Origin of the sequence: Kitasatospora sp. NPDC048407, from assembly GCF_043200475.1 — a bacterium.
Taxonomy (GTDB): Bacteria; Actinomycetota; Actinomycetes; order Streptomycetales; family Streptomycetaceae; genus Kitasatospora.
Genome location: NZ_JBICXW010000014.1, coordinates 113,192 through 135,334, shown reverse-complemented (window position 1 = coordinate 135,334; position 22,143 = coordinate 113,192). Strand labels below are relative to the sequence as shown.

At 70.8% G+C, this 22,143-nt stretch carries 23 protein-coding genes and 1 pseudogene; 10 read left to right on the top strand and 14 right to left on the bottom strand.

All coding sequences use genetic code 11. From position 1 onward, the window contains the following. Positions 1–3 precede the first annotated feature (3 nt). From ACGFWJ_RS24605 to ACGFWJ_RS24560, 10 genes are all read right to left on the bottom strand, one after another. Complete coding sequence (locus ACGFWJ_RS24605; protein ID WP_392953196.1) at positions 4–945, bottom strand: ABC transporter ATP-binding protein; 942 nt, start codon at positions 943–945, stop codon at positions 4–6. A gap of 9 nt (positions 946–954) precedes the next feature. Continuing rightward, positions 955–1,851, bottom strand: a complete 897-nt coding sequence (locus ACGFWJ_RS24600) for an ABC transporter permease (protein ID WP_392953193.1) — start codon at positions 1,849–1,851, stop codon at positions 955–957. Then, a complete protein-coding gene (locus ACGFWJ_RS24595) occupies positions 1,848–2,861 on the bottom strand; it encodes an ABC transporter ATP-binding protein (protein ID WP_387640295.1) in 1,014 nt (337 codons plus the stop codon). Before ACGFWJ_RS24595 ends, ACGFWJ_RS24600 begins: the two co-directional genes overlap by 4 nt. Positions 2,862–3,011: 150 nt before the next feature. Next, on the bottom strand, positions 3,012–4,019 hold the full coding sequence (locus ACGFWJ_RS24590; RefSeq protein WP_392953190.1) for a hypothetical protein: 1,008 nt from the start codon (positions 4,017–4,019) through the stop codon (positions 3,012–3,014). Next, complete coding sequence (locus tag ACGFWJ_RS24585) at positions 4,016–4,987, bottom strand: hypothetical protein (RefSeq protein ID WP_392953187.1); 972 nt, start codon at positions 4,985–4,987, stop codon at positions 4,016–4,018. Before ACGFWJ_RS24585 ends, ACGFWJ_RS24590 begins: the two co-directional genes overlap by 4 nt. Continuing rightward, entirely contained in the window at positions 4,984–5,958 is a 975-nt protein-coding gene (locus ACGFWJ_RS24580; protein WP_392953185.1) for a hypothetical protein, read from the bottom strand. The genes ACGFWJ_RS24585 and ACGFWJ_RS24580 overlap by 4 nt, the downstream gene beginning before the upstream one ends. 34 nt (positions 5,959–5,992) lie before the next feature. Next, positions 5,993–6,853 carry a hypothetical protein gene (locus tag ACGFWJ_RS24575; RefSeq protein WP_392953182.1) on the bottom strand — a complete coding sequence of 287 codons (861 nt, stop codon included), beginning with the start codon at positions 6,851–6,853 and terminating at the stop codon, positions 5,993–5,995. Positions 6,854–7,096: 243 nt separating this feature from the next. Then, complete coding sequence (locus ACGFWJ_RS24570; protein WP_392953180.1) at positions 7,097–8,455, bottom strand: hypothetical protein; 1,359 nt, start codon at positions 8,453–8,455, stop codon at positions 7,097–7,099. Between the two features lie 123 nt (positions 8,456–8,578). Further along, positions 8,579–9,466, bottom strand: coding sequence for an LLM class flavin-dependent oxidoreductase (locus ACGFWJ_RS24565; RefSeq protein ID WP_392953177.1), 888 nt, complete (start codon positions 9,464–9,466; stop codon positions 8,579–8,581). 16 nt (positions 9,467–9,482) lie between these two features. Further along, on the bottom strand, positions 9,483–9,842 hold the full coding sequence (locus ACGFWJ_RS24560) for a hypothetical protein (protein ID WP_392953175.1): 360 nt from the start codon (positions 9,840–9,842) through the stop codon (positions 9,483–9,485). 396 nt (positions 9,843–10,238) lie between these two features. On the opposite strand from ACGFWJ_RS24560, the gene ACGFWJ_RS24555 reads away from it, so the two are divergent. The 3 genes from ACGFWJ_RS24555 to ACGFWJ_RS24545 are packed head-to-tail and all read left to right on the top strand — an operon-like array spanning position 10,239 to position 13,544. Next, a complete protein-coding gene (locus ACGFWJ_RS24555; RefSeq protein WP_392953172.1) occupies positions 10,239–11,408 on the top strand; it encodes a DUF262 domain-containing protein in 1,170 nt (389 codons plus the stop codon). Continuing rightward, positions 11,405–12,526, top strand: coding sequence for a DUF3696 domain-containing protein (locus tag ACGFWJ_RS24550; protein WP_392953169.1), 1,122 nt, complete (start codon positions 11,405–11,407; stop codon positions 12,524–12,526). The genes ACGFWJ_RS24555 and ACGFWJ_RS24550 overlap by 4 nt, the downstream gene beginning before the upstream one ends. A 4-nt stretch (positions 12,527–12,530) precedes the next feature. Next, positions 12,531–13,544, top strand: a complete 1,014-nt coding sequence (locus ACGFWJ_RS24545) for a hypothetical protein (protein WP_392953166.1) — start codon at positions 12,531–12,533, stop codon at positions 13,542–13,544. A gap of 59 nt (positions 13,545–13,603) precedes the next feature. Here the strand turns inward: ACGFWJ_RS24545 and ACGFWJ_RS24540 are convergent. Continuing rightward, positions 13,604–13,840, bottom strand: a pseudogene (locus ACGFWJ_RS24540) (LLM class flavin-dependent oxidoreductase); the annotation flags it as partial. Positions 13,841–13,902: 62 nt separating this feature from the next. Here ACGFWJ_RS24540 and ACGFWJ_RS24535 point away from each other — a divergent pair. Continuing rightward, the gene (locus ACGFWJ_RS24535; protein ID WP_392953164.1) at positions 13,903–14,151 is read left to right on the top strand and encodes a hypothetical protein; all 249 of its coding nucleotides are present in this window, start codon (positions 13,903–13,905) and stop codon (positions 14,149–14,151) included. Further along, positions 14,148–14,549 (top strand): DNA-binding protein, encoded by a 402-nt coding sequence (locus tag ACGFWJ_RS24530; protein ID WP_392953161.1) that lies wholly within the window; start codon positions 14,148–14,150, stop codon positions 14,547–14,549. Before ACGFWJ_RS24535 ends, ACGFWJ_RS24530 begins: the two co-directional genes overlap by 4 nt. Before the next feature lie 97 nt (positions 14,550–14,646). Here ACGFWJ_RS24530 and ACGFWJ_RS24525 read toward each other — a convergent pair whose 3' ends face one another. Beyond that, positions 14,647–15,114, bottom strand: coding sequence for a hypothetical protein (locus tag ACGFWJ_RS24525; RefSeq protein WP_392953158.1), 468 nt, complete (start codon positions 15,112–15,114; stop codon positions 14,647–14,649). A gap of 94 nt (positions 15,115–15,208) precedes the next feature. Between ACGFWJ_RS24525 and ACGFWJ_RS24520 the strand changes: the two genes are divergently transcribed. Both ACGFWJ_RS24520 and ACGFWJ_RS24515 read left to right on the top strand, forming a co-directional pair. Then, the gene (locus ACGFWJ_RS24520; protein WP_392953155.1) at positions 15,209–15,331 is read left to right on the top strand and encodes a hypothetical protein; all 123 of its coding nucleotides are present in this window, start codon (positions 15,209–15,211) and stop codon (positions 15,329–15,331) included. A 332-nt stretch (positions 15,332–15,663) separates the two neighbouring features. After that, a complete protein-coding gene (locus tag ACGFWJ_RS24515) occupies positions 15,664–16,731 on the top strand; it encodes a ParB-like protein (protein ID WP_392953152.1) in 1,068 nt (355 codons plus the stop codon). A 59-nt stretch (positions 16,732–16,790) separates the two neighbouring features. Here ACGFWJ_RS24515 and ACGFWJ_RS24510 read toward each other — a convergent pair whose 3' ends face one another. Further along, complete coding sequence (locus tag ACGFWJ_RS24510; protein WP_392953149.1) at positions 16,791–17,666, bottom strand: LamG domain-containing protein; 876 nt, start codon at positions 17,664–17,666, stop codon at positions 16,791–16,793. 362 nt (positions 17,667–18,028) lie between these two features. Between ACGFWJ_RS24510 and ACGFWJ_RS24505 the strand changes: the two genes are divergently transcribed. The 3 genes from ACGFWJ_RS24505 (at position 18,029) to ACGFWJ_RS24495 (ending at position 20,331) form a co-directional block, all read left to right on the top strand. Beyond that, positions 18,029–18,442, top strand: a complete 414-nt coding sequence (locus ACGFWJ_RS24505; protein ID WP_392953147.1) for a DUF6153 family protein — start codon at positions 18,029–18,031, stop codon at positions 18,440–18,442. Between the two features lie 98 nt (positions 18,443–18,540). Further along, complete coding sequence (locus ACGFWJ_RS24500; protein WP_392953144.1) at positions 18,541–19,455, top strand: hypothetical protein; 915 nt, start codon at positions 18,541–18,543, stop codon at positions 19,453–19,455. 63 nt (positions 19,456–19,518) lie between these two features. Further along, positions 19,519–20,331, top strand: coding sequence for an HAD family hydrolase (locus tag ACGFWJ_RS24495; protein WP_392953142.1), 813 nt, complete (start codon positions 19,519–19,521; stop codon positions 20,329–20,331). 19 nt (positions 20,332–20,350) lie between these two features. On the opposite strand, the gene ACGFWJ_RS24490 is transcribed toward ACGFWJ_RS24495, so the two are convergent. Continuing rightward, the gene (locus ACGFWJ_RS24490) at positions 20,351–22,126 is read right to left on the bottom strand and encodes a GAF domain-containing sensor histidine kinase (RefSeq protein ID WP_392953140.1); all 1,776 of its coding nucleotides are present in this window, start codon (positions 22,124–22,126) and stop codon (positions 20,351–20,353) included. Positions 22,127–22,143 lie beyond the last annotated feature (17 nt).

Sequence of the window (22,143 nt, the reverse complement as noted above, 5' to 3'; positions counted from 1 at the left end):
CCTTCAGGACGAGACCAGGTACGAGAAGACGCTTTCCAGCGACTCGTCGGCCGGGGAGACGGTGTACAGCCGGATGCCGGCCTCGCGGGCGACCTTGGGCAGCAGGGTGGTGAAGCCCTGGAAGTTGATCGCCTGGATGCGCAGGGCCCCTGCGGCGGAGCCGCTGTGGGGCAGGGCGGTGGCGTCGAGTTCGATGGCGGCCGTGGAGCCGTCCGCGATCAGCGCGGCGGCCAGGCGGCGGTCGTCGCTGGAGCGCACCAGGTACTGGTGCGGGCGGTCGGTCATCAGGCGGCGGATCTCGCGGAAGTCGCCGGACGCGGCGTGCCGTCCGGCCACCACCACCTCGATGTGGCGGGCGAGTTGCTCGACCTCTTCGAGGATGTGCGAGGAGAACAGCACGGTGCGCCCGTCGGCGCCGAAGCGGCGCAGCAGTTCCATCAGCTGGAGGCGCTGGCGCGGGTCCATGCCGTTGAACGGCTCGTCGAGCAGCAGTACCGCCGGGTCGTGGACCAGGGCGGAGGCCATTTTGACGCGCTGCTTCATGCCCTTGGAGTAGGTGCCGGTCTGGCGTTCCTGGGCGTATTCCATCTCGACCAGCGCGAGGGCCCGCTTGGCGGCGGCGCCGGGGTTGGCGAGGCCGTGCAGTTCGGCGTTGGCGAGGACGAATTCCCAGCCCGTCAGGTAGTCGTACATCGACTCCTTCTCGGGGACCAGGCCGATCTGCCGGTAGACCTGCTGGTTGCGCCAGATCGGGGCGCCGTCCAGGGTGACCGCGCCGGAGGAGGGGGCGAGGAAGCCGCTCATCATGTGGATGAGGGTGGACTTTCCGGCGCCGTTGGGGCCGAGGAGGCCGGTGATGCCGGGTCCGATGTTCATGGTGACGTCGTTGACGGCGACCACGTTGCCGAACCAGCGGGAGACCTTGTCGATGGTGATGACGGCCATGGCTGCCTCTCAGACGTTCCGGTAGCGGCGCAGCGTCAGCGCGTAGCTGCCGGCCGTGAGGAGGACGATGACCGTGGCGAACACCAGCACGCCGAAGGAGCCGGGGGCGGCCAGTCGCTCGGGGCCGTCGCCGCCGAGGTTGAACACCTTGTTGACCAGGCCCTGGACGGTGGCGCTGGGCGAGATCAGCTCGGCCCAGGCCGCGGACTCCTTGGGGACGGGGTCGTAGCCGCCGGTCAGGCCGCGGACGATCGCCGAGATCGCGCTGGTGATCATCAGGGTGCCCATGATGGCGGCGACGCCGAAGCCGCGGCGCGGGGTGAGGGCGGCGATCAGCAGGCCGAGCGCGGCGTACAGCAGCGCGTACAGGACGGCGGCGAACAGGCCGTACAGCAGGTGGACCAGGTTGTCGCCGAACGGGAACTTGGCGAGCATCGAGCCGATGAACAGCACCAGCAGCGGCAGCGTCAGGATGATCAGCAGGGCGCTGAACATGGCGGCGAACTTCGCTGCCACGTAGTCGGTGCGGCTGGCCGGGCGGGAGAAGTACAGCGGTACGACGTGGTGGCGCAGGTCGCGGGACATCAGCACGGGGGCCTGCGCGGCCAGGAAGATCTGGGTCAGTACCCCGAAGTTGGCGAGGTACGGGGCGTAGTCCAGCGGCATCTGCTTCAGGCCGGCGAAGGTGGCGATGGCGAGCATCGCGAGCGCCGGGGCGACCAGGCCGCCGAGGAGCAGGAACGGCAGCACCTTGGACTTGCCGGAGCGGCCGAGGCCGAACGCGGCGCGCAGGCTCTGCACGTACAGCGAGCGGGTGGCGTAGCCGCGTCCCAGCCGGGGACCGGTGTAGGGGCGGTAGCCGATGTCGTGGATGACGCCGCTGTGGGTGTTGGCGGGGGTGGTCATGCCTGCTCGCCTCCTGCCGGCACGGCCGCGGCCTGCTCGTCATGCGTCTCGGACCGGGCGGGCTGCTGGTCGCCGTCGGAGTTGCTGCTGAAGATCTCGGCGACCCGGTGGCGGCGCTGCTCGAGCCGGATCAGGCCGAGGCCGAGGTCGTCCACGGTGTCGCGGACGGTGTCGTAGGTCTCGTCGCCGGCGAGTTCCACCAGCAGGATGCGGCCGCTGTCGGCGCGCACCGTCAGTCCGGCGGCGGTGAGGCGTTCGCGCAGCACCTGTTCGGCGTCGAAGGTGTGGTCGGTGGGGTGGTCGGTGACCTCGACCGCGAGCAGCTGGGTGGCCTCGGTGAACGAGGCGGTGGAGGAGGACCGCAGCAGCTTGCCGCCGTCGATCACCACCAGGTGGTCGCAGGTGCGTTCCAGCTCGCCCAGCAGGTGGGTGGTGACCAGCACCGAGATGCCGAAGTCGGTGTGGATGCGACGGATCAGGCCGAGCATCTCGTCCCGGCCGACCGGGTCGAGGCCGTTGGTCGGCTCGTCCAGCAGCACCAACTGCGGGTCGTGGACGAGTGCCTGGGCGAGCTTCACGCGCTGCTTCATGCCGGTCGAGTAGCCGCCCATCGGGCGGTAGCGCTCCTCGTACAGGCCGACGTGGCGCAGCGTGTCGGCGGTGCGTTCGCGGGCGGCGGCGGCCGGCAGGCCGGACATCCGGGCCATGTGGACGACGAACTCGGTGGCGGACACGTCCGGCGGCAGGCAGTCGTGTTCGGGCATGTAGCCGACCCGTTCGCGGATCTCCGCGCCTTGGGTGGCGATGTCCAGCCCGAGTACCTGTCCGGTGCCTTCGGTGGCGGGGGACAGGCCGAGCAGGATCTTGATGAGGGTGGACTTGCCCGCACCGTTCGCTCCGACCAGTCCGACCACGCCGGGCTGCACCTCCACGGTGAGCCGGTCGAGGGCGGTGACCCGGGGGAACCTCTTGGTGAGGCCGTCCGTCTTGATGACTGTGGACACGGTCATCAACGTAGTGCCGTCACCCCCGGCGCGGAATGCGCTGACAAGCTGAGCTTCCGTCCGCCCACGGGATGACACTCCGGGCCCGCCCCCTAGGGGTCGCGGGGGCGGGCCGGGAATCGTCGCTTCGTCAACTCACCTGTCCGTGCGGGTTTTTCAGACCATCAGGCTGCTCTGCAGCAGCAGGATCTGCCGGAACGCCTGGTCCGGGACGCCGTTCGGATTGGTCATCTGGACCAGCGCGACCACGTCGCCGCACTGCAGCCAGCCGAGCCGGCCGGTGGGCACGTCGCCGGCCTTCGCGTCCGAGAGCCGGACGTTCACGCTGCCGAGCGCCACCTTGTAGGTGTGGGCGACATCCAGGGAGGTGGAGCGGATGTCCTTGGTGGCGTCCAGCTGGTTCGCGAACGAGAAGAAGTTGGTCGCCTCGTCCGCCGAGCCGAACCGGATCAGCCGCAGTTCGGTGCGGGTGCCGTCCTTGGTGGTCCAGCCCTGCGCGGCCGCGCCGCGGCAGGCGTCGCTGACCAGCCGCTGCGCGTACTGGTCGTCGTTGGCCAGCATCATGTCCCGGTCGCACGGCACCCAGCGGCCCGCCACCGGCGGCAGGCTCGCGGGCGCACTCGCGGAAGCACTGGCCGACGCGGAGGCGCTCGCGGACGCGCTCGCGCTCACGCTCGGGGAGGCGGACGCGGACCCGCTCGGGGCGGCCGACGGGCCGGTGCCGACGGCGCCGTTGGGCAGCGGCAGCAGCAGCGCCCGCAGGTCCGCGGCGTGCGTCTTGATCTTGTAGTCGGACGGGGCCGAGGCGCCCACCGGCAGCGGAGGCATCGTCAACTGCGGGAACACGTAACGGCCGTCGTTCGGCGTGGCCAGACCCGGCAGGTCGGTGCGGTCCGGCAGGGTCACCGCGACGGCGGTGGCCGCGCCGGTCACCACCGTCAGCAGCAGCGCCCCGCCGACCTGCCACAGCCGCTTGCGGTCACGCTTCGGCTGCTCGGGCGACTCGCCCTGGCCGGCCGGGACGAAGGCGTCCAGGGCGCCGGGCGCCTCGCCGTTCCCGGCGGTGGCGGCGGGGGTGACGTCGGAGGTGACGTCGGGGGTGACCGGCACGATCGGTTCGAACGGTTCGGCCGGACCGGGGTTCGGGGTGATGTCGGTGCTCATGCGGTGGCTCCCGGGATGGCCAGTCGGTCGAGTTGCTGACGGAACAGGTCGACGACCTTGTTCTGGTCGAGGGGCGCGACCCCTGAGACCCTCATCTGCACCAGCAGGTCGCCCACGCCGGCGTAGCACTGCAGGAAGTCGAGCTGCTCACCAGCCTTCAGCGTCGGCAGCGCGCAGTGCGCCTCCGAGTGGCCGGCCACGCCCGGGCCCTGCCGGTACAGCTCGTTGTCGGTGAACCACTTGCCGTACGAGTTGTTCTCCGCCTCCACGGCCTGCTGGTTGAACTGGCTGAGCACCAGCATCACCGAGGTCTGGTTGTCCATGGTGACCAGGCTGCGCGCGCCGATGCCCTGGATGTGCAGCGAGGACAGCGCGTTCTCGGCGTCCTTCCGGTACTTCTCCGGGACGTCGGCGATGGTCTCCTTCAGCGCCCTGTCCAGGTCCGCGTCACGCAGCTCGTTGTCGTTGCCGATCGAGCCGAAGTCCGGGCCCAGGTGGTAGCTGGACGGCATCGGCAGCAGCAGGTCGCGCAGGCTGCCGAAGTGGTTGCCGTTGGACTTCGCGCCCCACTCCTGGGCCGGGCTCGCCGAGGGGGCGGGGGCCGCCGCGGTGGGCGCGGCCGGGGTGTCCTTGTAGTGGACCTTGATGATCGCCTCGCCGATGCCGACGCCGACCAGCGCCGCCGCGACCACGGCGGCGGCCGCCTTGAGCGCGATCCGGCGCGGCTTCGCGGCCGGGGCGGTCGCGGCCGGGGCGGTCGCGGCCGGGGCGGTCGCGGGCTCGGCGTCCAGCGCGGCGTCCTGCAAGGCGTCCTGCGTTGCGTCCTGCGTTGCGTCCGGCTTGGTGAACTCGACTGCGGCGGCAGCCGGTTCGGTGACCGTGGTGTCGGCGGACGTGGCGTCGACCGGCGGGGTGGCGGTGGGCGGCTGCGCGGGGGCGGCCGGCTCGGGGGATTCGATGTCGGTCACGCGAGACGCTCCCACTGTCGCTTGGCGATGTCCTCCAGCTGGCTCCGGTCGACCGGGTTCTTGGCGAAGACCTCGATGCTCATCAGCACGGTGCCCTTCCGGGCCACGGCCCCGCCCCAGTAGTACTCCTCGCTGCTGCGGGCGTACTTGTAGGGCTTCGTGGAGACCATGACCATGCTCTCGTCGTTGCCTGCGAACTTCGAGAGGCTCAGATCGGAGCGGCGCGGGCTCATGCCGGACATCACCTCGTGCACCGACTCCGGCCGGTACTGCCGCAGGCTCACCCGGTACTTGACGTCACCGGAGATCCAGCTGACGTTCGCCTGCCGGCGGAACCCACCGGACAGCAGCGTGGAGAACTGCTCGGCGCTGTTGCCGAAGGTCCTCGCCACGTCCGCGGCGGACATCCAGCCGTTGCTGCCCATGCTGTCGTCCTCGGTGCCGTCCGGACGCTTGATCAGCAGCTCGCGCAGGTCACCGTCGATGTTCAGCGGCTGCGGGCCGGCCGCGGCCAGCGCCTTGGCGTCGATCCGCTCGGCCGGGTAGCTGAGCTTCACCGCGGCGAGCTCGGGCAGCGGCGTCGCCGGACGGGAGGCCTGGATGCCGTAACCGATGACCCCACCGATCACCGGCCCGGCCACCACGGCGGTCAGGAACATCGCGCCCACGCCGAACTTCCGCTTCCTGCGCGCGGGTTCCTCACCCACGGCGAGCACCTCGACGTGCTCGAAGCCCTCGGTGGTCGGCGCGTCGGACGGGGCGTCGGGCGCGTCGGACGGGGCGTCGGGTGCGTCGGACGCCTCGGCAGAGGCGGGTGCGTCGGGCGCGTCGGGCGCGTCGACGGAGGCGGGTGCGTCGGCGGAGACGGGTGCGTCGGCGGAGGCGGTAGTGGACGGGGTGGCCGTCGGGGGTTCGGACGGCCCGGCGGCGGCCGCCCCGGGCTCCGCGGCGCCCGTGGACTCGGTGCTCAACTGGTGCTCCTGGAAAGAGAGTTCGGGACGGCCGTCAGCCGTTGGTGAGGCGGTCGCGCTCGCGCTTCATGGCGTCGAAGAGCAGCGCCTTGTCGGGGTCGCCCTGCACCTCGACAGTGATCTCGTAGACCACGTCGCCGACCACGCCGATACCGATCAGCGCACCGGTGTACGCCTGCTCCTTGGGCTTGAAGACGTAGCCCTTGGCGTTGGACACCCCGTCGATGTCGAAGGAGTTGTCGCCGTAGCCCGAGTGGTCGGCGAAGCCCTGCGCGCGGTCGGTGCGGCCGAAGCGCTTGAGTTCCGAACGCACCTCGGTCTTGCCGTCCCGGAGGCGGTAGGTGCGGCCGGCGGCGTCCTTGAAGCCCCAGGAGTCCAGCACCTCCTTGATGTCGACGCTGTCCTTGTACTGCGCCTGGAGGTCGTCCATGCTCAGCATCGCGCCGTCCACCGAACCGTACGGGTCGGCGTTGTCCGGCACCGGCAGCAGGAAGTAGCGCAGGTCGCCGGAGTGCTTGCCGCCGGAGACGCTGCCCTGCAGCGTGCTGGACGGGCGCGGCGCCGCACTCGGCGAGGCGGTCGGGGTGGGCGAGGGGCTGGGCGAGGCACTCGCGCTCGCACTGGCCGAGGCGCTCGCGGTGGCGGCTGGGGCTGCGGCCACCCGGGTGGCCGGGTCGGGCTTGCCGACCGCGACGGTGACGGCCGCGCTGGTCGCGGTCACGGCCAGCAGGCCGGCCACCGCGAGGGCCACGCCGGCCGCCCGGGGCAGCCCGCGGGCTGCGGTGGGCTGCTCGGGGCCGGGCTGTTCGGTGGCGGGCTCGGCGGCCAACTCGGGTTCGGCCGGGGCCGGGGTGACGGGGTTGGGCTCGGTGGCCGCCGGCCGGTCGGCAGGCACGGCGGCCGGCTCCTGACCAGAAGTCGGTTCGGAAACGGACAAGGGTCTCCCCCCAGGGTGCGCGTGGACGACCGCACGGCCCCCACGGGCTGTCCCCCCGGTCGGCCCGAACACAGGTGTCACCGTGCGGTGCACGAATTATGAGAGCCCTGTGCAGTCGTCAACAACACGGTTGCCAGGCCGATTTGCCGCAATCCCGAGCCAATCGGACAGGCCGTGACCGAACCGCAACCCCCGTCCGAATCAGCTCGCGCCCGAGTCATCCTTCGTGGACGGAGAAGGCTGCCCCGCAGGGGCATCGGAGGACGGTTCGGACCGCTCCTCCGACGCGGTCGACGCGGGCCGCGCGGGCGGTTCCGCAGGGGCCGCCGGGGCTGTCGGAGCGGGCTGCGAGCCCGGCTGCGGGGTCGACTGCGGGCCCGGCTGCGCGGGCGGAGCGGACGGCGCGGGCGGAGCGGACGGCGCCGCCGGGTCGGTCAGTCGGATGCCGGCGGCCTCGGCCAGGGCGATGTCGAGGCGCTCCGTGCGGATCCGGCGGTCGATGTACATCACGCCGTTGGCGAGCGGCGTCAGCGGCGCCGTCATCGCCGCGATCAGCAGCATGGTCAGCGCGCCCAGCACCACCAGCGTGGTCAGCACACCGCTGCTGGGGAGCACGGGCTCCTGCGACGAGGCGCCGACGGTGCTGGTCGGCATGATGGCCCCGAGGACGATCCCGAGCGGAGCCGTCACGATGTTCGCCGCGACCCGTCCGGCGAACGCCACGATGAAGCCCAGCAGCAGGCTGCGCCACCAGTTGCCCGCGTTGAGGCGCCAGGCCCGGCGGATCGCGCCGATCGGCGTGGTCTCCTCCAGCACCAGCACCGGCACCTGCAGCGTCAGCCGGACGGTGACGAACACGCTGCCGATCGAGACGGCCGGAAGGAGCACGAGCAGGAGCAGCACCGGCAGCGGGTTGTCGTTCAGCACCGTGAGGGCCACCGGGCCGCCGAACGCCAGGACCTCCAGCAGGAACATCGGCACGAGCACCGCGGCCTGGGACAGCACGGCCGGCCACAGCTTGGGCAGCGCCTCCTTCCAGGCCTGACCGGCCGTCATCGGACGGCCGAGCGTCGCCGCCCGCAGCACCACGGTGGCCAGCGGGGCGACCACGACGTTGAGGGCGAACAGCACCAGTCCGAGCACCAGGATCAGCAGCACCACCGGGCTCACCAGGTCCCACAGCTGCTGCCAGGTCGGCGCGCTCCCGTCGTCGGGCAGGCGCTCGATCGCGTCGCGCAGGTCGCCCACGAAGAACAGCGCGACCACCGTCACCGGCACCGCGCCGATACCGACCAGTGCGAGCAACGGCAGGTAGAGCGCCTTGAAGTAGCGGCGGACGGTGTCGAACACCGCGCTGAACATCTCGCCGAACGACAGCGGGCGCAGCGGGATGACGCCCGGCTGGGGCGCGAGCGGCACGGCCCCCCAGGGGCCCTGCCCCCAGCCGCCGCCGGGCGCACCGGGCTGCCCGTACCCCGGCCACTGCCCCTGGCCGGAGGGCTGTCCCTGTCCCCACTGCCCGCCGGGCTGCTGCCCGGGACCTCTGTTGTCCCCGCTCATCCGTACCCCCTTCAGAGGCCACCGCCCCGGACGTGCGCCGGGCTGCGACGAGCCTAGGACTCCCCTCCGACCACCCCTGCGGCGGCCCCTGACCGGTCCTGCCCCCTTCCTACTGACGTTCACTCAACCCAGTTGCCGCAGTCCGTCGGTGGCGATCCGCTCGAAGACGTCGGGATCGTTCGCGAAGATCGAGTCCGGGACGGGCCAGTGCACCACGAGTTCGGTGATCCCCAGTTCCCGGTACGTTCCCGCCCAGTCGACGAAGGCGTCCACCGACTGCAACGGCTGCTCGGCGGTCGATCCCTGGAGCAGCAGCTTCTCCAACTCGCCGACGTCCCGGCCGCGTTGCTCGCACGCTTCGGTCAGCTTCGCGATCTGCCGGGCGATCACCGCGGGCGCCTGCTCCGCCGGCACGTCGGCCGGTGCCTTCGCGTCCCCGTACGTCACCCAGCCCTGGCCGTACTCGGCCGCCAGCCGCAGGCCGCGCGGCCCCGTCGCCGCCACGTAGAACGGCACCCGGGGCGTCTGTACGCAGCCGGGGATGTTCCGGGCCTCCACCGCCGAGTAGTACGCGCCCTCCCGCGTCGTGGCGTCCTCCCTCAGCAACTCGTCCAGCAGCGGCAGGAATTCACCCAGCCGGTCGGCCCGCTCCTTCGGCGACCACGCCTCCTGCCCGAGCGCCGTCGCATCGAACCCCGACCCCCCGGCCCCCACCCCGAGCGTCACCCGCCCACCGGACACGTCGTCCAGCGTGATCAGTTCCTTCGCCAGCGTCACCGGGTGCCGGAAGTTCGGCGAGGTCACCAGCGTCCCGAGCCTGATCCGCTCGGTCGCACACGCCGCCGCCGTCAACGTCGGCACCGACCCGAACCAGGGCTCCTCCCGGAAGCTCCGCCAGCTCAGGTGGTCGTACGTGTAGGCCGCGTGGAACCCGAGCTCCTCGGCCCGCCGCCAGACCTTCTGCCCCTCGCTCCACCGGTGGATGGGGAGGATCACCGTGCTCAAGCGCATGCCACTGACCCTACGCTTACGCTCCGGCGGGTGAGGTTCGGGCAACCCGCGGCGACGTCACTTCCGTGGCCGCCAGCGTGGCGCCATGAGTGTTCTGGGCGGGGCCGAGCTTGGGGCCTTGGTCGATGAGGCCACTGTCGATGCCTACACCGAGGACGAGCAGCTGACCGGCCTGTTCACCGTGATCGAGGAGAACCTCGCGGTGCCGTTCAGCGCGACCGTTCTCGGGATCGAGGTGATCGTGCGCGGCGTCGGCCTCGGCCAGGACGGCCGGATCGTCGCCTTGTGCTCTCGCGGCGCCGATCGCCAGCGGATCGAGATCCTGGATCTGCCAATGCCGACCCCTGCTCCGGGCGGCGCCGAGTCCCGAATTCACCTGGGCCCAGCACGGCGAGGAACTGCTACACCGACGCAAGCCCTGGTACTACGCCCAGGAGCCTCGCCCAGGAGTTTCCGTGATCAGCGAGCGCCTCGGCGAACTCTCCGCCGACAGCCGACGTCGGAAGCACAGCGGGGCAGGGCGGGTACCGCGTCAGCCCGATCACCTGTAGGACCGAACATCGAGCGGTACCACGGTGGTGGCCAGCACTGCCATCACCAACTCCGTAGAGCCAGAACGAGTTGAAGAGTGCCCTACGCCGCGCTGAGTGTCGTGGCCTCCTCGTCGACCGTTGACTCACGGATGGCACCGTCGACCTTTGGCAACAGTGTCACGGTCCACTGTCGACAAACGCCCCCTTTGCCTGAGCCACGGGCACCTAGGATGGCCCACATGGCTATGGACGGCACGCAGACAGCTCCGGACGTGGTGGAGGACGTGTTCGACGGACACGCCACAGGTATTGAGGTCGAGGACCCCGGCGAGGAGAACACCCGGATTCAGCGTCCGTGGAATCCGGACCAGATCCGAGTCAACACCAGCCAGTTCTCACTTCGGAACATTCTCGACCAGATCGACGAGGGTTCCATCGAGCTCGCCCCTGACTTCCAACGGCTGCAGGTCTGGCGGACCGACCAGAAGTCCCTGCTGGTCGAGTCCCTGCTGCTGCAGATTCCGTTGCCAGCGTTCTACTTCGCCGAGGATGCGGACGGTTCGTTCAGGGTCGTCGACGGCCTTCAGCGGCTGTCCACCCTGCACGCATTCGTTCGAGGCGGCGAGAGTCGTTTCGCCCTCGGGAAGCTGGAACACCTGAACGATCTGAAGAACATGCGGTTCGATGATCTTCCCGTGCCGTTCCAACGGCGGATCAACAACACCCAGTTGATCGTCAACGTGATTGACCCGACGACACCGCGCGGAGTGACGTACGAGATCTTCAAGCGGATCAACACCGGTGGGACTCCGCTCAACGCCCAGGAGATCCGGCATTGTATGAGCAGCCCGCGCAGTCGGGGCATCCTGCACCGGATGACCCACACGAGCGCTTTCGCCACGGCTACTGGGGGCCGTCTCACCGACCACATCCGGATGAACGACCGGGAGATGGCCCTGCGATTCGCCGCGTTCTGGCTGAAAGGGGTCGAGGCTTACCAGGAACGCCCCATCATGGAGCTGTTTCTGATGGACGCCACCGAAATGCTGGACGATCCGAAGCAGGTGCCGGACGAGCAAGTGGCTGCGCTGGAAGCAGCCTTCGAGCGGGCGATGACCCACGCGTACCTCGTCTTCGGCAAGCACGCATTCCGTAAGTGGCAGATGCACGACGACTACCGCAGCCCGATCAACCGCGCCATGTTCGAGAGCTGGTCGATGGCGCTGGCCGACCCCAAGTACACGGCCGCAGACCTGAGCAAGCGCAGCGCGTCCATCGTTCAGGCGGCCCGCACACGGATGACCACGGACTTCACCTATCTCAACGCCATCACTTCCTCCACCGCCGACCGGGTCCGGGTGTCCTATCGCTTCGAGGCCGCCAAGGCGGACGCGGCGGCCGGCCTGTGATCACCTCGCTGGAGATCCGGGGCTTCAAGCGCTTCGAGTCGGAGACGTTCGCGCTCCGTCCGCTCACCGTCCTGACCGGTGTCAACGGCGGCGGCAAGAGCACAGTGATCCAGTCCTTGCTGTTGGCGAGGCTCGCAGCCACGTCGGCCACCGCAAAAGGCGGCGCAGTCCGACTGAACGGGCCCTTCGGCCTTGCGCTGGGCGAGGCCCGGGACGTACTCAACTGGACCACCGAAGCACGGGAGATCACGGTACGGCTGGGCGGACCTGACGGACGATCATGGGTTTTCGGATTCGGGCTGCCCGACGCAGAGCGGGCGCTACACCTCGACGTGCAACGGATACCGGTCGCGCATGTGCCCGGCATTGGGCCGAGCGTGTCGGCCCCCGCCTTCACCTATCTTTGCGCCGAGCGGCTCGGCCCCCGCGACACGCTGTCGGTGTCTGCTGAGGACCCCGACCAGATCGGAGTCGGAGTCCGGGGTGAGTTCACCGCACAGGTGTTGGCGCTTCGGGAAGCACGCGCAGTCGGCACCCGCAAGGTGGTCCGGGAGCAACTGCATCACGCGAAGGCCGCCGGACCCCAGATGCGGGTCCAGGCCGAGGCATGGGCCTCGGAGATCATCCGCCCGCTGCGCATCACCGCGCGGGTGGCCGTGGGAATCATGGCAAGCACAATCCGATTCGGCGAGATCGGACTGAGCGGCGAGGAAATCCGCCCCGTCAACACCGGGTTCGGCATCTCCTACGCCCTGCCCGTCATTGTTGCGGGCCTGCTCACCGAACCCGCCGACCTGCTGATCGTGGAGAATCCCGAGGCGCACCTGCACCCGGCGGGACAGTCCCGACTGGGACAGTTCCTTGCGCGGGTCGCGGGCAGCGGGGTGCAGGTTCTGGTGGAGACACACAGCGACCACGTTCTCAATGGGGCCCGGCTCGCCGTCGCACGTGACCGCTCGCTCCGGGCGGAAGACATGATCACGCACTACTTCGACCATGACCGAACCCTGCCTATCGACATCAACGACAAGGGCGAGCTCAGCCACTGGCCAATCGGCTTCTTCGATCAGATCGAGACCGACCTCGGGAGGCTGGCTCGTGCCCACCGCAGCAGGTAGGAGCATGAACATCAGCGCACAGGACACGACGGGCCCTGCCAGCACCGGGGAAGCCGACAACTACCGCGTCGTCGTTGCGGAAGAGTGCTTCGACTGGCGGGAGATGCCGGACTCAGTCCTACACGAAGCTCTCGATGCGCTTGCGGAAGTGCTCCAGCCGTTAGCCGACGGCCGTACGGCAGCGTTCATGGAACCTGCCTACGACGTCGAGTGCCGGCCATCTGTCACGCTTGTCGATGCTCTGTACTCGCCGGACGGGGGGCTACCCCGTGACAAGCGGGCCCTTCTGCAGCAACTGCTGGGCAAGTGTCGGCGTGTGGAACCGACAGAGGCTGATGTGCCCCAGCCGGTCCGCTTGGCCGGTGGCCTTTGGCGGGAACCATCCTGGGGAACAGCCCACGCCTTGTCCCGGGCAGCGGCGGGTCGGGCCATGTCGTGTCTCCTGATGCCGTATGCCGCTGAACCTGACTGGCCAGCCGGATGGCTCACCGTCACGCGGGCGGCGGAGGCCGGCCTGGACGACGTGACGATTCACGTCCTGCGGCTCCCCGGTGACTCGCCCGGTTTCTGGCGCGGTCTCCTCATCCACGAAAACGTCCCAGCCGAACGCTTCTTCGCCTTTGTCGATGACGCCTTCCCCCGGCTGCTTTTCGCCGAAACCCTGCGCCTGCACCACTTCAAGGGCACCTACACCGATGTCCTGCCCTGGCTGGTGGATCTGCTCGGCGCGCTCGACGATCACTTCGCCCGGATACTGGCCGAGTGCGGCGGTGACCAGACACAGGTCGTCCGCAGGTTCAGCGCGTTGGGCCTGGACATCTCACCCGAGAGCCCAAACACGAAGAAGAATGCGAAGGCGTGGGAGCAACGCAACGTCGACTACGACGGCGGTACCTACCGCTGCGAGTGGCACGGCAAGCGGCTGTGGGACCGCGACAGGGTGCACTTCTCTCTCCCCATTGCCGCGTACGAGGACCGCATCCTCATCGGGATCTTCGTGGAGCATCTGGCGACCTGAACCGGCTGACTCGGCCGTGCTGTCGACCTTTGCCGTATGGGGGGACCAAATCAGGCTGCGATAGGTGAACGAGGATTGACCAACGTCACCAACGTCCCGAGCCTGATCCGCTCGGTCGCACACGCCGCCGCCGTCAACGTCGGCACCGACCCGAACCAGGGCTCCTCCCGGAAGCTCCGCCAGCTCAGGTGGTCGTACGTGTAGGCCGCGTGGAACCCGAGCTCCTCGGCCCGCCGCCACACCTTCTGCCCCTCGCTCCACCGGTGGATGGGGAGGATCACCGTGCTCAGTCGCATACCACCGACCCTACGCGGCGAAGGCTCGACAGAGTGGCGCATACCGGCAGCATGCTTGCCTCATGGCGGCTACCACACGCATCACGGTCACCCTGCCCACTGAACAGGTGGCCGAACTGAAGAAGCTCACGGACAACGTCTCCGCCTACGTCGCCGAAGCGGTAGCCCGACAGATCAGGCACCAGTTGCTCGGCGAGGAACTTCGCCAGTACGAGGAGGCGCACGGAGCGTTCACCGAGGAAGAACTCGCTGCCGCACACGCGAGGACCTTCGGTTCGTCCGAGCCCGGCAGCGGGCCGGCCGCCGCGTGAGCGAGCGCATCGAGACCGTCGTGCTGGACTCCCAAGGTATGTCTGCCTGGCTTTCACAGGACCGTGACGTGCTGGCGGTGATCCGGTCGTTCCACGCGATGGCCGCCGAACTGGTGATCGGTGCCAACACCGTCGTGGAGGTCTCACACGCCAGGATGAACACTGCGCGACTGAACTGGGTGCTTTCGCAGGTCAGGATCGAGCCCGTGACCGGGCACGCTGCCAGAGCCTCTGCGGCATTGCTCAAGCAGGCAGGTCTGCACGGCCACAAGTACGCCATTGATGCCACCGTTGCCGAGATGGCGCTCCGCAAGCCGGGGCCGGTGGCCGTGCTCACCTCGGACATCGACGACATGGCGAAGCTCTGCGGCTCCCAGGTCCGGCTGATCGCGATCTGAGCCGAAGCGGGCCCGAAGCGGGACCCGCACAGCTGACCTCCGCGCGCCGCGGAGAGCCCACCCTTCTGCGGGCCGGCTTCAACGCCGGCCCGCAGGGTCACCGACGGTCCGGCGGCCTGGGGGGCCCGGACCTGGTTTGCCAGGCGTCACGTACTGCTTCGACAGCGCGCAGCCATCGGCCTTCGATCCCCTCCAGTACGGTCAGCCGGATCCAGGTCCACCGGAACCACCAGGACAGTTGCCGGAACGGGATGAAGGTCAGTGCGTCCCTGATCGCCGTGTCCGCCACACCTCCCAGCCCTTCGGCCCGCAGCGCCGCGTAGATCCCCGGAGTGAGTCGACCTGAGGTCCTCGCAAAGTCTCCGGCGGCCACGCAGGCCAGCTGCCGGACCTTGAACCGGGTGGCCCCAAGGGCGCGCTCGACCCTCGCCGCGACGGCCTCGAACTCGTCGCTCGCGAAGACCAGCTTGATCACCTCGGTGCCGACATCGGGGTCGTCCCGGTCGAGCGCGGCATCGACCGCGGCAAGCCTGGGGTCGCCCCCATCCGTTGTTCGCTCCGACATGGTTGGCGCACCGCTCCCAGCTTCACTCATCCTGTCCTGCCCACTCCTCGCATGGTGACAGGGGGAGGCCCGGCCGGAGGCTCCGCCGGCTCAAGTGGTCGCACATGCATACCGGGACCCCGCCCCGGTGATCGAGCACGGGCCGTTCACCGACGTGGAACTCGCCGAGGCGCACGCCAGGATCTTCGGCCGATCACACCCCGCCAGGCAGATGTGACGCGGTCACATGAAACGTCCAACGCGCCTGCGTCCTCTTCCCGTTGACAGTTCGCCAGCTCGAACCGGCGGAGCCCCGTGAACCGCACAGCACAGCGACGAACCGGCACTGCCCGCGGCCGGTCTGCTCGGCGTCGATGCTCTGTTCCACCTGTACTGGGCAACGGGGTCGACGCGGCCGGCCGCGGCCCGGTTCCGGCGGCGGGTCCGCCCCGGCGGCTGAGCCGGGGATCGTTCATCCGCGTTCTCCGGGAAGCCACGGCGGGGTTGCCGGGTGTTGGCCCGCCGCTGGGACGCTCACGGCCACATCCAGTCATGCGCGCAGGGAGTGTCATGCGATTCCGAGTTCCTTCCGCGGTACCGCTGTTGGCGGTCGGTGCGGCCCTGGTCAGTGGTGCCGCGACGGCGCCGAGCGCGGTGGCCGCGCCCGGCGCGCCGGGGCAGCGTCCGTCGTTCTGCGGGCACGACAACCGGCACACGCCGTTCGCCGGTTACCTGTGCGCGAAGCCCGGGGAGCTGTTGGACGTGCGGATCGGGGACGTCCACCCGACCCAGCCGTCGCTCGGCTACGACGAGGTGTACTACAAGCTCGGCCGGTACACGCTCGGCAAGGACGCGATCAACAAGAAGTTCAGCGACTGGTGCGAGGCGGACGGCCGCATCGAGGCGGTCGCCGCGAAGCCGAACGCCCGGCTGGACGACCCGTCCTCGTTCACCTGCACGCTGCCGGTGGGCGGGGAGACCGCGGACAGCGAGGCCGCGATGAAGACCGTGGTGATCGGCCCGGGCGGCGAGCCGTTCCTGACGGACGGTCACCACACGCTGACGTCCTTCTACGAGACCCCGGACGGCGGCGCGAACCTGCACGTGCGGCTGAAGGTGCTGGCGAACCTGTCCACGCTGCCCCAGAAGGACTTCTGGGCGCAGATGCAGGCCAACAAGTGGGTGTACCTGAACGACCCGCAGGGCAACCCGGTGAAGATCAACAAGCTGCCGGCCTCGGTCGGGCTGGCCAACTTCCAGGACGACACCTACCGCAGCCTGCTCTACTTCGGCCGCGACATCGGCTACACCCAGAACTCGGTGCCGTTCCAGGAGTTCTACTGGGGCAGCTGGCTCCGCGACACCAAGCCGGTCGACCTGTCCGGCTGGAACCGCTCGGACCTGACCAGCTACCTGGCCGCCGTGAAGAGCACCACCCAGACGATGGCCGCGCTACCGAAGAGCAGCGTGGTCGACAGCGGCTTCACCGCCGCCGACCTGGGCGCGCTGGCCCAGTGGAACGCCGGAAAGGCCGCCAACAAGGGCGAGTTCGACAAGCTGAGCAAGCCGTACTCGGACGCCAAGCCGGGCAAGCTGGCGTACGCGCTCGAGTACAAGAAGGTCAACGGTCTGGGCTGAGCGACGAAGAGAGGGGGCCGGCGGATGTCCGCCGGCCCCCTCTCCGTGTCAGAAGGCGGTCAGGAGCCGAGCAGGTTCGCCGCCGGGGTCTCGGTGGACTTGCCGGTGGCGGCCTTGGCGACCTGGTCGGCCGTCAGCGCCTTCTTCCAGACCTGGACGCCGGTGACCGAGCCGTTCCAGGCGTCCGACCACTGCGACTTGTAGCGGGCCCGGCCGAGCTCCAGCGGGCCGGTGCCGGCCACGATCGACGGGGCCGCGGTGGTCTGGGCGAGGACGCCGTCCACGTACAGCGAGATGCTCTTGGCCTTGGCGTTGTAGACGCCGGTCAGGGTGGTCCAGTGGCCGGTGGTGGCGGTCGCGGTGGACACCGCCAGCGCGCTCTTGCCGGTCTCGTTGGCGGTCTGCACCTTGAAGACCCAGCGGTTCTTGTTGGCCCCGGCGTCCTCGCGGCCCAGGTAGAAGGAGAAGAACTGCTCGCCGTTCTGCGACAGCGCCGCCTTCGACGCGCTGGCGGCGTCGTTGCGGACCACGGCGGAGACGGTGAAGTCCTTGCTGGTGTCCACGGTGGCGTCGGCGGCCTCGGCGTAGGCGTCGCCGGTGCCGGTGAGTTGCAGCGCCTTGCCGTCGCGGCCGTCGGCGGCGCCGACCTTCGCGGCGCTGCCGAGCTTCAGCCCGGGCACCGAACCGGCGGTGTCCGAGGCGGAGCCGCCCTGGCCGGAGCCGCCCTGGCCGGCGGGGGCCTTCGCGGACTGCTTGGCTTCGGGGGAGGCGACGACACCGGCCTTGGCGGTCTTGGGAGTTGACGGATCGTCGGCGCGATCGGTGACGATCACGGCGACGGCGACCATCGCGCCGACCGCCACCAGGCCGGTGGCCAGCGCGGTGATGCGGACGGTCCGCTTGCGGCTGGCCTCCCGTTCGTCGGCCTCCGCCATCGCCCGCCAGTACGCCGCTTCGGCTCCCCCGGCCGCCGGTTCTCTGGTCGCGCCCGCACTGCCCGTCGCCCGCCTGCCCGCCACGTTCTCCCCGATCCGTCCGCTTGCCTGTCCGCCGGAACTCTAGGCCGCCCGGTTCGAACACGCGAACCGGAACGCCGGTCGTCCCTCCGCCCCGAACACCGGAATCGACGCCGGGGCGAAGGGAGTTGACCTGCGGCCGATCAGGCGCGGTGAGCGGGCGGAGAACATGACCGCGCCGGCGCCGAGCAGCACCGGGGTGGTACCGCCGATCAGCAGCGGGGTGCGGTCGCTCGCGCACTTACCCTGCAGGTATACGGGGAGGGGGTATCGTGGTGCGGATGGAGCGGACCGGGCGGGCGACGGACCCGGCCGGGCGGACGGTCGCCCGGTGGGCGGTGCTGTGCGCCCTGCTGCTCGGGCTGTTCCTGATGCACGGAAGCCCGGCGAGCGCCGCCGGGTGCCACCGGGAGACGGCGACCGCGGCGGCCCCGCACATGGGGGCGCACGTCACGGACGGGGGCGGCCGGGTGGCCGTCCGTGCGCCGGGCGCGCACGAGGGGGCGATGGTCGACTGCGTCTCCACCCCGGCCCGCGACCAGCTGCCGCCGGCCGGCCCGTCCGCCACCGTGCCGTGGACCCACCCGCAGCCGTCCGCGGCCGGACCGCTGCGCGCCGGCGGCGCCGAGGGCGGCCGGGCACCGCCCGACAGTGGGCGGGAACTGCTGATCCGGGTCTGCGTCGCCCGCAGGTGAGGGCGCCACCCGGCCGTACCCGAGATGGGGCCGCCGGGCGCCGCGTCCTGTCCGCGACCGCGCACCACCGCTGCGCGCGCACCCTGGAGCGAACTCCGATGACCCGAACCACGACGACCACCCGCCGCACCCTGCTCACCGCCGCGGCCGCCGCCGCCCTCGCGCTGACCCTCACCGCCTGCGGCAGCGACGCGATGTCCGGCATGGACCACGGCGCCGCGCCCTCCGCCACCGGGCACGAGATGTCGGGCGACATGCCCGGCATGAGCCACGGCCCGGACGGCATGGCGGGCATGCCCGGCATGGCCCACAGCACCGACGGGCTGGCCTCCGAGCAGGGCGGCTACCGCCTCGACGGCACCCTCGCCGGCAACGAGTACCGGTTCACCGTGACCGGCCCGGACGGCAAGGTGCTGACCGCGTACGAGCCGGAGCAGACCAAGGAGATGCACTTCTACGCGATCCGCTCCGACCTGTCCGGCTTCCAGCACCTGCACCCGACGCGCTCCGCCGACGGCACCTGGACCGCCCCGCTGGCCGCCCTGCAGCCCGGCGACTGGCGGATGTACGCCTCGTTCGTCCCCGGCGCGGGCAGCGGCAAGGGCGCCGGGCTGGTGCTCAGCCGCACCGCGGCCGTCGCCGGGCAGTCCACCCCGGAACCGCTGCCCGCCGCCGCCACGACCAGCACCGTCGACGGCTACACCGTCACCGTGGCCGGCGCCCCGAAGGCCGGCGCGGCCGGGGAGTTGACCGTCACCGTCGCCAGGGACGGCCAGCCCGTCACCGACCTGGAGCCCTACCTGGAGACGTACGCGCACCTGACCGCCTTCCACGCCGGCGACCAGGCGTTCGCGCACCTCCACCCGGAGACCAAGGTCACGGCCCAGGGCGGCGGCCCGGCCCTGTCCTTCCACGCCGAGCTGCCGAAGCCCGGCGACTGGCGGCTGTTCCTGCAGTTCCAGACCGGCGGCACCCTGCACACCGCGGCGCTCACCCTGAACGTCGCCGCCTGACCGCCCCGGACCCGCCCCGCCGGGGCGGGTCCGCTTCCCGCACAAGTGCGCGAAGATGGACGGATGACCGCCTCCCCGCGCCCCCGCCTGATCGCCACCGACCTCGACGGCACCCTGCTGTGCCCCGGCGGAACGGTCTCCGCCCGGACGGCGGCCGCGCTGGCCGCCGCCGAGGCCGCCGGCGTGCAGGTGGTGTTCGTCACCGGCCGCCCGCCGCGCTGGATGCGCCACCTCGGCCCGCACATCGGCGGCCACGGCGTGGCGATCTGCTCCAACGGCGGCGCGGTGGTCGACGTCCGGCGCGGCGAACTGCTGGAGACCTGCCCGCTGAACCGCGCCGACACGCTCACCGTCGTCGACCGGCTGCGCGCCGAACTCCCCGGCACCGCCTTCGCGTTCGAGTTCCCGGACGGCTTCGCCCGGGAGGCCGAGTACACCGTCTTCTTCGGCGAGTCCGACAACGACCACCCGGTCGGCCCGGCCGCCGAACTCCTCGCCTCCGGCCGCGTCGACGGCCTGTTCAAGCTGCTCGGCAAGCACCCCGACCTCTCCCCCGACGAGTTCCTCGACCGCGCCCGCACCATCGTCGGCCCGCTCGCCGAGGTCACCCGCTCCAGCCCCATCCCGCTGATCGAAATCAGCGCCCCCGGCGTCACCAAGGCCAGCAGCCTCGCCCGCTGGTGCGCCCAGCACGACATCGACGCCGCCGAGGTCATCGCCTTCGGCGACATGCCCAACGACCTCGAAATGCTCGCCTGGGCCGGCCAGTCCTACGCCGTCGCCAACGCCCACCCCCTGGTCCTCGCCTCCGTCACCCGCCACACCGTGAGCAACGACCAGGACGGCGTCGCCGCAGTCATCGAAACCCTGCTCTGACGCCACGTCACCACCGGGTTCAGAGCCGGGCCGTCCAGCGGACTCGGGTGCCCTTGGTGTGGGGGCCGGGTTCGTGCCAGGCGTCGCCGCCGAGGGCCTCGGCCCGGCGGGTGAGGTTGCGGAGGCCGGAGCGGCGGCCGCCGTCGGGGATGCCGACGCCGTCGTCGGTGACGGTGAGGAGGATGCCGGGGAGGCCGGGGCTGTCGGGGGCGACGGGGCGGCCGTCGGGGCCGAGGTGGACGGTGGCGTCGAGTTCGACAGCGACCCGGGAGGCGCGGGCGTGGCGGGCGGTGTTGGAGAGCATCTCCCGCAGGGCGGCGAGGAGTTGGCGGGAGGCCTGTTCGCCGACCAGGCTCTCCACGGGGCCGGTGAAGGTGATGCTGGGCCGGAAGCCGAGTGCCGCCGCGGCCTGGCTGCCCTCGCGCAGGACGCGGGTGCGCAGGGTGTCGGGTTCGTCGTCGGTGTCGCCGTGCTGGAGGGCGTAGATGGTGGTGCGGACTTCCTGGATGGTGGCGTCGAGTTCGTCGACGGCCTTTCCGATGCGTTCCTGGACCTCGGGGACGACGGCCCGGCGGGCGGCGGTCTCCAGCATCATGCCGGTGGCGAACAGCCGTTGGATGACGAGGTCGTGCAGGTCGCGGGCGATCCGGTCGCGGTCCTGGAACACGGCCAGGCGCTGCTGGTTGAGCTGGTACTCGGCGAGCCGCAGGGCCAGCGCGGCCTGCGAGGCGAAGGTCTGCGCGAGTTTCCGTTCGGTGCGGGTGAACGGCGCCGCGCCGGCTCCGCGCCACACGCAGAGCGCGCCCAGGACCCGCCGGGAGGACACCATCGGCACCGCCATGGAGGGGCCGAACTCCCTTGCCAGCCTGTCGAACTGACTGTCCGAAGCGACCTCGGGAGCGACTGTCGGGTCGTCCAGGTGGACGGCTTCGCCGGACAGCAGGCGGGGGGTCAGGCCGTGCTCGGGGAGCAGTTCGCCGGCCAGGTAGTCGGCCCGTTCCCCGGAGGCGTACGCGACCCGCATCCGGCCCTCGCCGGCGGGCAGCAGGACCATGCCGAGCGCGCCTTCGGCGAGTTCGCGGACCTGTTCGGCGGCGACGGTCAGCGCGATCCGGGCCTCGTCGGTGGACAGCAGTGAGGTGGTGACGGCCGCCGCGGCGGTGATCCAGCGTTCGCGGCGCCGCCCTTCCTCGTAGAGCCGGGAGTTCTCGATCGCGACGCCCGCGGCGGCGGCCAGTGCCAGCACCACCTGCTCGTCCTCGGGGGTGAACGAGCCGCCGCCCTGCTTCTCGGTCAGGTAGAGGTTGCCGAACACTTCGCCGCGGACCCGGATCGGCACGCCCAGGAAGGACACCATCGGCGGGTGCTCGGGCGGGAAGCCCACCGAGCGCGGGTCGGTGGTCAGGTCGGTCAGCCGCAGCGGCCGGGGGTCGTCGATCAGGGCGCCGAGGATGCCGCGTCCGGCGGGCAGCCGGCCGATCCGCCGGCCGGTTTCGTCGTCGACGCCGACGTGGATGAAGTCCAGCAGGCCGCCGCCGTGCGGGTTGACCACGCCGAGCGCGGCGTACCGGGCGTCGACGAGTTCGGCGGCGCCGGAGGCGATCCGTTGCAGGGTGGTGTGCGGGTCGAGGTTGGCCCCGACCGAGACCACGGCCTCCAGCAGGCGCTGCATCCGGTCGGCCACGGCGGCGGCGGACTGGAGCCGTTCCGAGACCTCGGTGACCAGGGCGTCCAGCCCGAGCGAGGAGATCTCGGGAATGCGCGGTGGGCCGTTCTCGGCGGCCGGCTGATCCATGCCACCAGTGTGCATTC

Coding starts and splice junctions, on each gene's coding strand:
- ACGFWJ_RS24515 (WP_392953152.1), top strand. CDS start 15,664: ATGCGATTCCGAGTTCCTTCCGCGGTACCGCTGTTGGCGGTCGGTGCG.
- ACGFWJ_RS24570 (WP_392953180.1), bottom strand. CDS start 8,455: ATGAGCGGGGACAACAGAGGTCCCGGGCAGCAGCCCGGCGGGCAGTGG.
- ACGFWJ_RS24505 (WP_392953147.1), top strand. CDS start 18,029: ATGGAGCGGACCGGGCGGGCGACGGACCCGGCCGGGCGGACGGTCGCC.
- ACGFWJ_RS24595 (WP_387640295.1), bottom strand. CDS start 2,861: ATGACCGTGTCCACAGTCATCAAGACGGACGGCCTCACCAAGAGGTTC.
- ACGFWJ_RS24495 (WP_392953142.1), top strand. CDS start 19,519: ATGACCGCCTCCCCGCGCCCCCGCCTGATCGCCACCGACCTCGACGGC.
- ACGFWJ_RS24525 (WP_392953158.1), bottom strand. CDS start 15,114: ATGTCGGAGCGAACAACGGATGGGGGCGACCCCAGGCTTGCCGCGGTC.
- ACGFWJ_RS24535 (WP_392953164.1), top strand. CDS start 13,903: ATGGCGGCTACCACACGCATCACGGTCACCCTGCCCACTGAACAGGTG.
- ACGFWJ_RS24490 (WP_392953140.1), bottom strand. CDS start 22,126: ATGGATCAGCCGGCCGCCGAGAACGGCCCACCGCGCATTCCCGAGATC.
- ACGFWJ_RS24600 (WP_392953193.1), bottom strand. CDS start 1,851: ATGACCACCCCCGCCAACACCCACAGCGGCGTCATCCACGACATCGGC.
- ACGFWJ_RS24545 (WP_392953166.1), top strand. CDS start 12,531: ATGAACATCAGCGCACAGGACACGACGGGCCCTGCCAGCACCGGGGAA.
- ACGFWJ_RS24590 (WP_392953190.1), bottom strand. CDS start 4,019: ATGAGCACCGACATCACCCCGAACCCCGGTCCGGCCGAACCGTTCGAA.
- ACGFWJ_RS24605 (WP_392953196.1), bottom strand. CDS start 945: ATGGCCGTCATCACCATCGACAAGGTCTCCCGCTGGTTCGGCAACGTG.
- ACGFWJ_RS24500 (WP_392953144.1), top strand. CDS start 18,541: ATGACCCGAACCACGACGACCACCCGCCGCACCCTGCTCACCGCCGCG.
- ACGFWJ_RS24510 (WP_392953149.1), bottom strand. CDS start 17,666: ATGGCGGAGGCCGACGAACGGGAGGCCAGCCGCAAGCGGACCGTCCGC.
- ACGFWJ_RS24565 (WP_392953177.1), bottom strand. CDS start 9,466: ATGCGCTTGAGCACGGTGATCCTCCCCATCCACCGGTGGAGCGAGGGG.
- ACGFWJ_RS24555 (WP_392953172.1), top strand. CDS start 10,239: ATGGCTATGGACGGCACGCAGACAGCTCCGGACGTGGTGGAGGACGTG.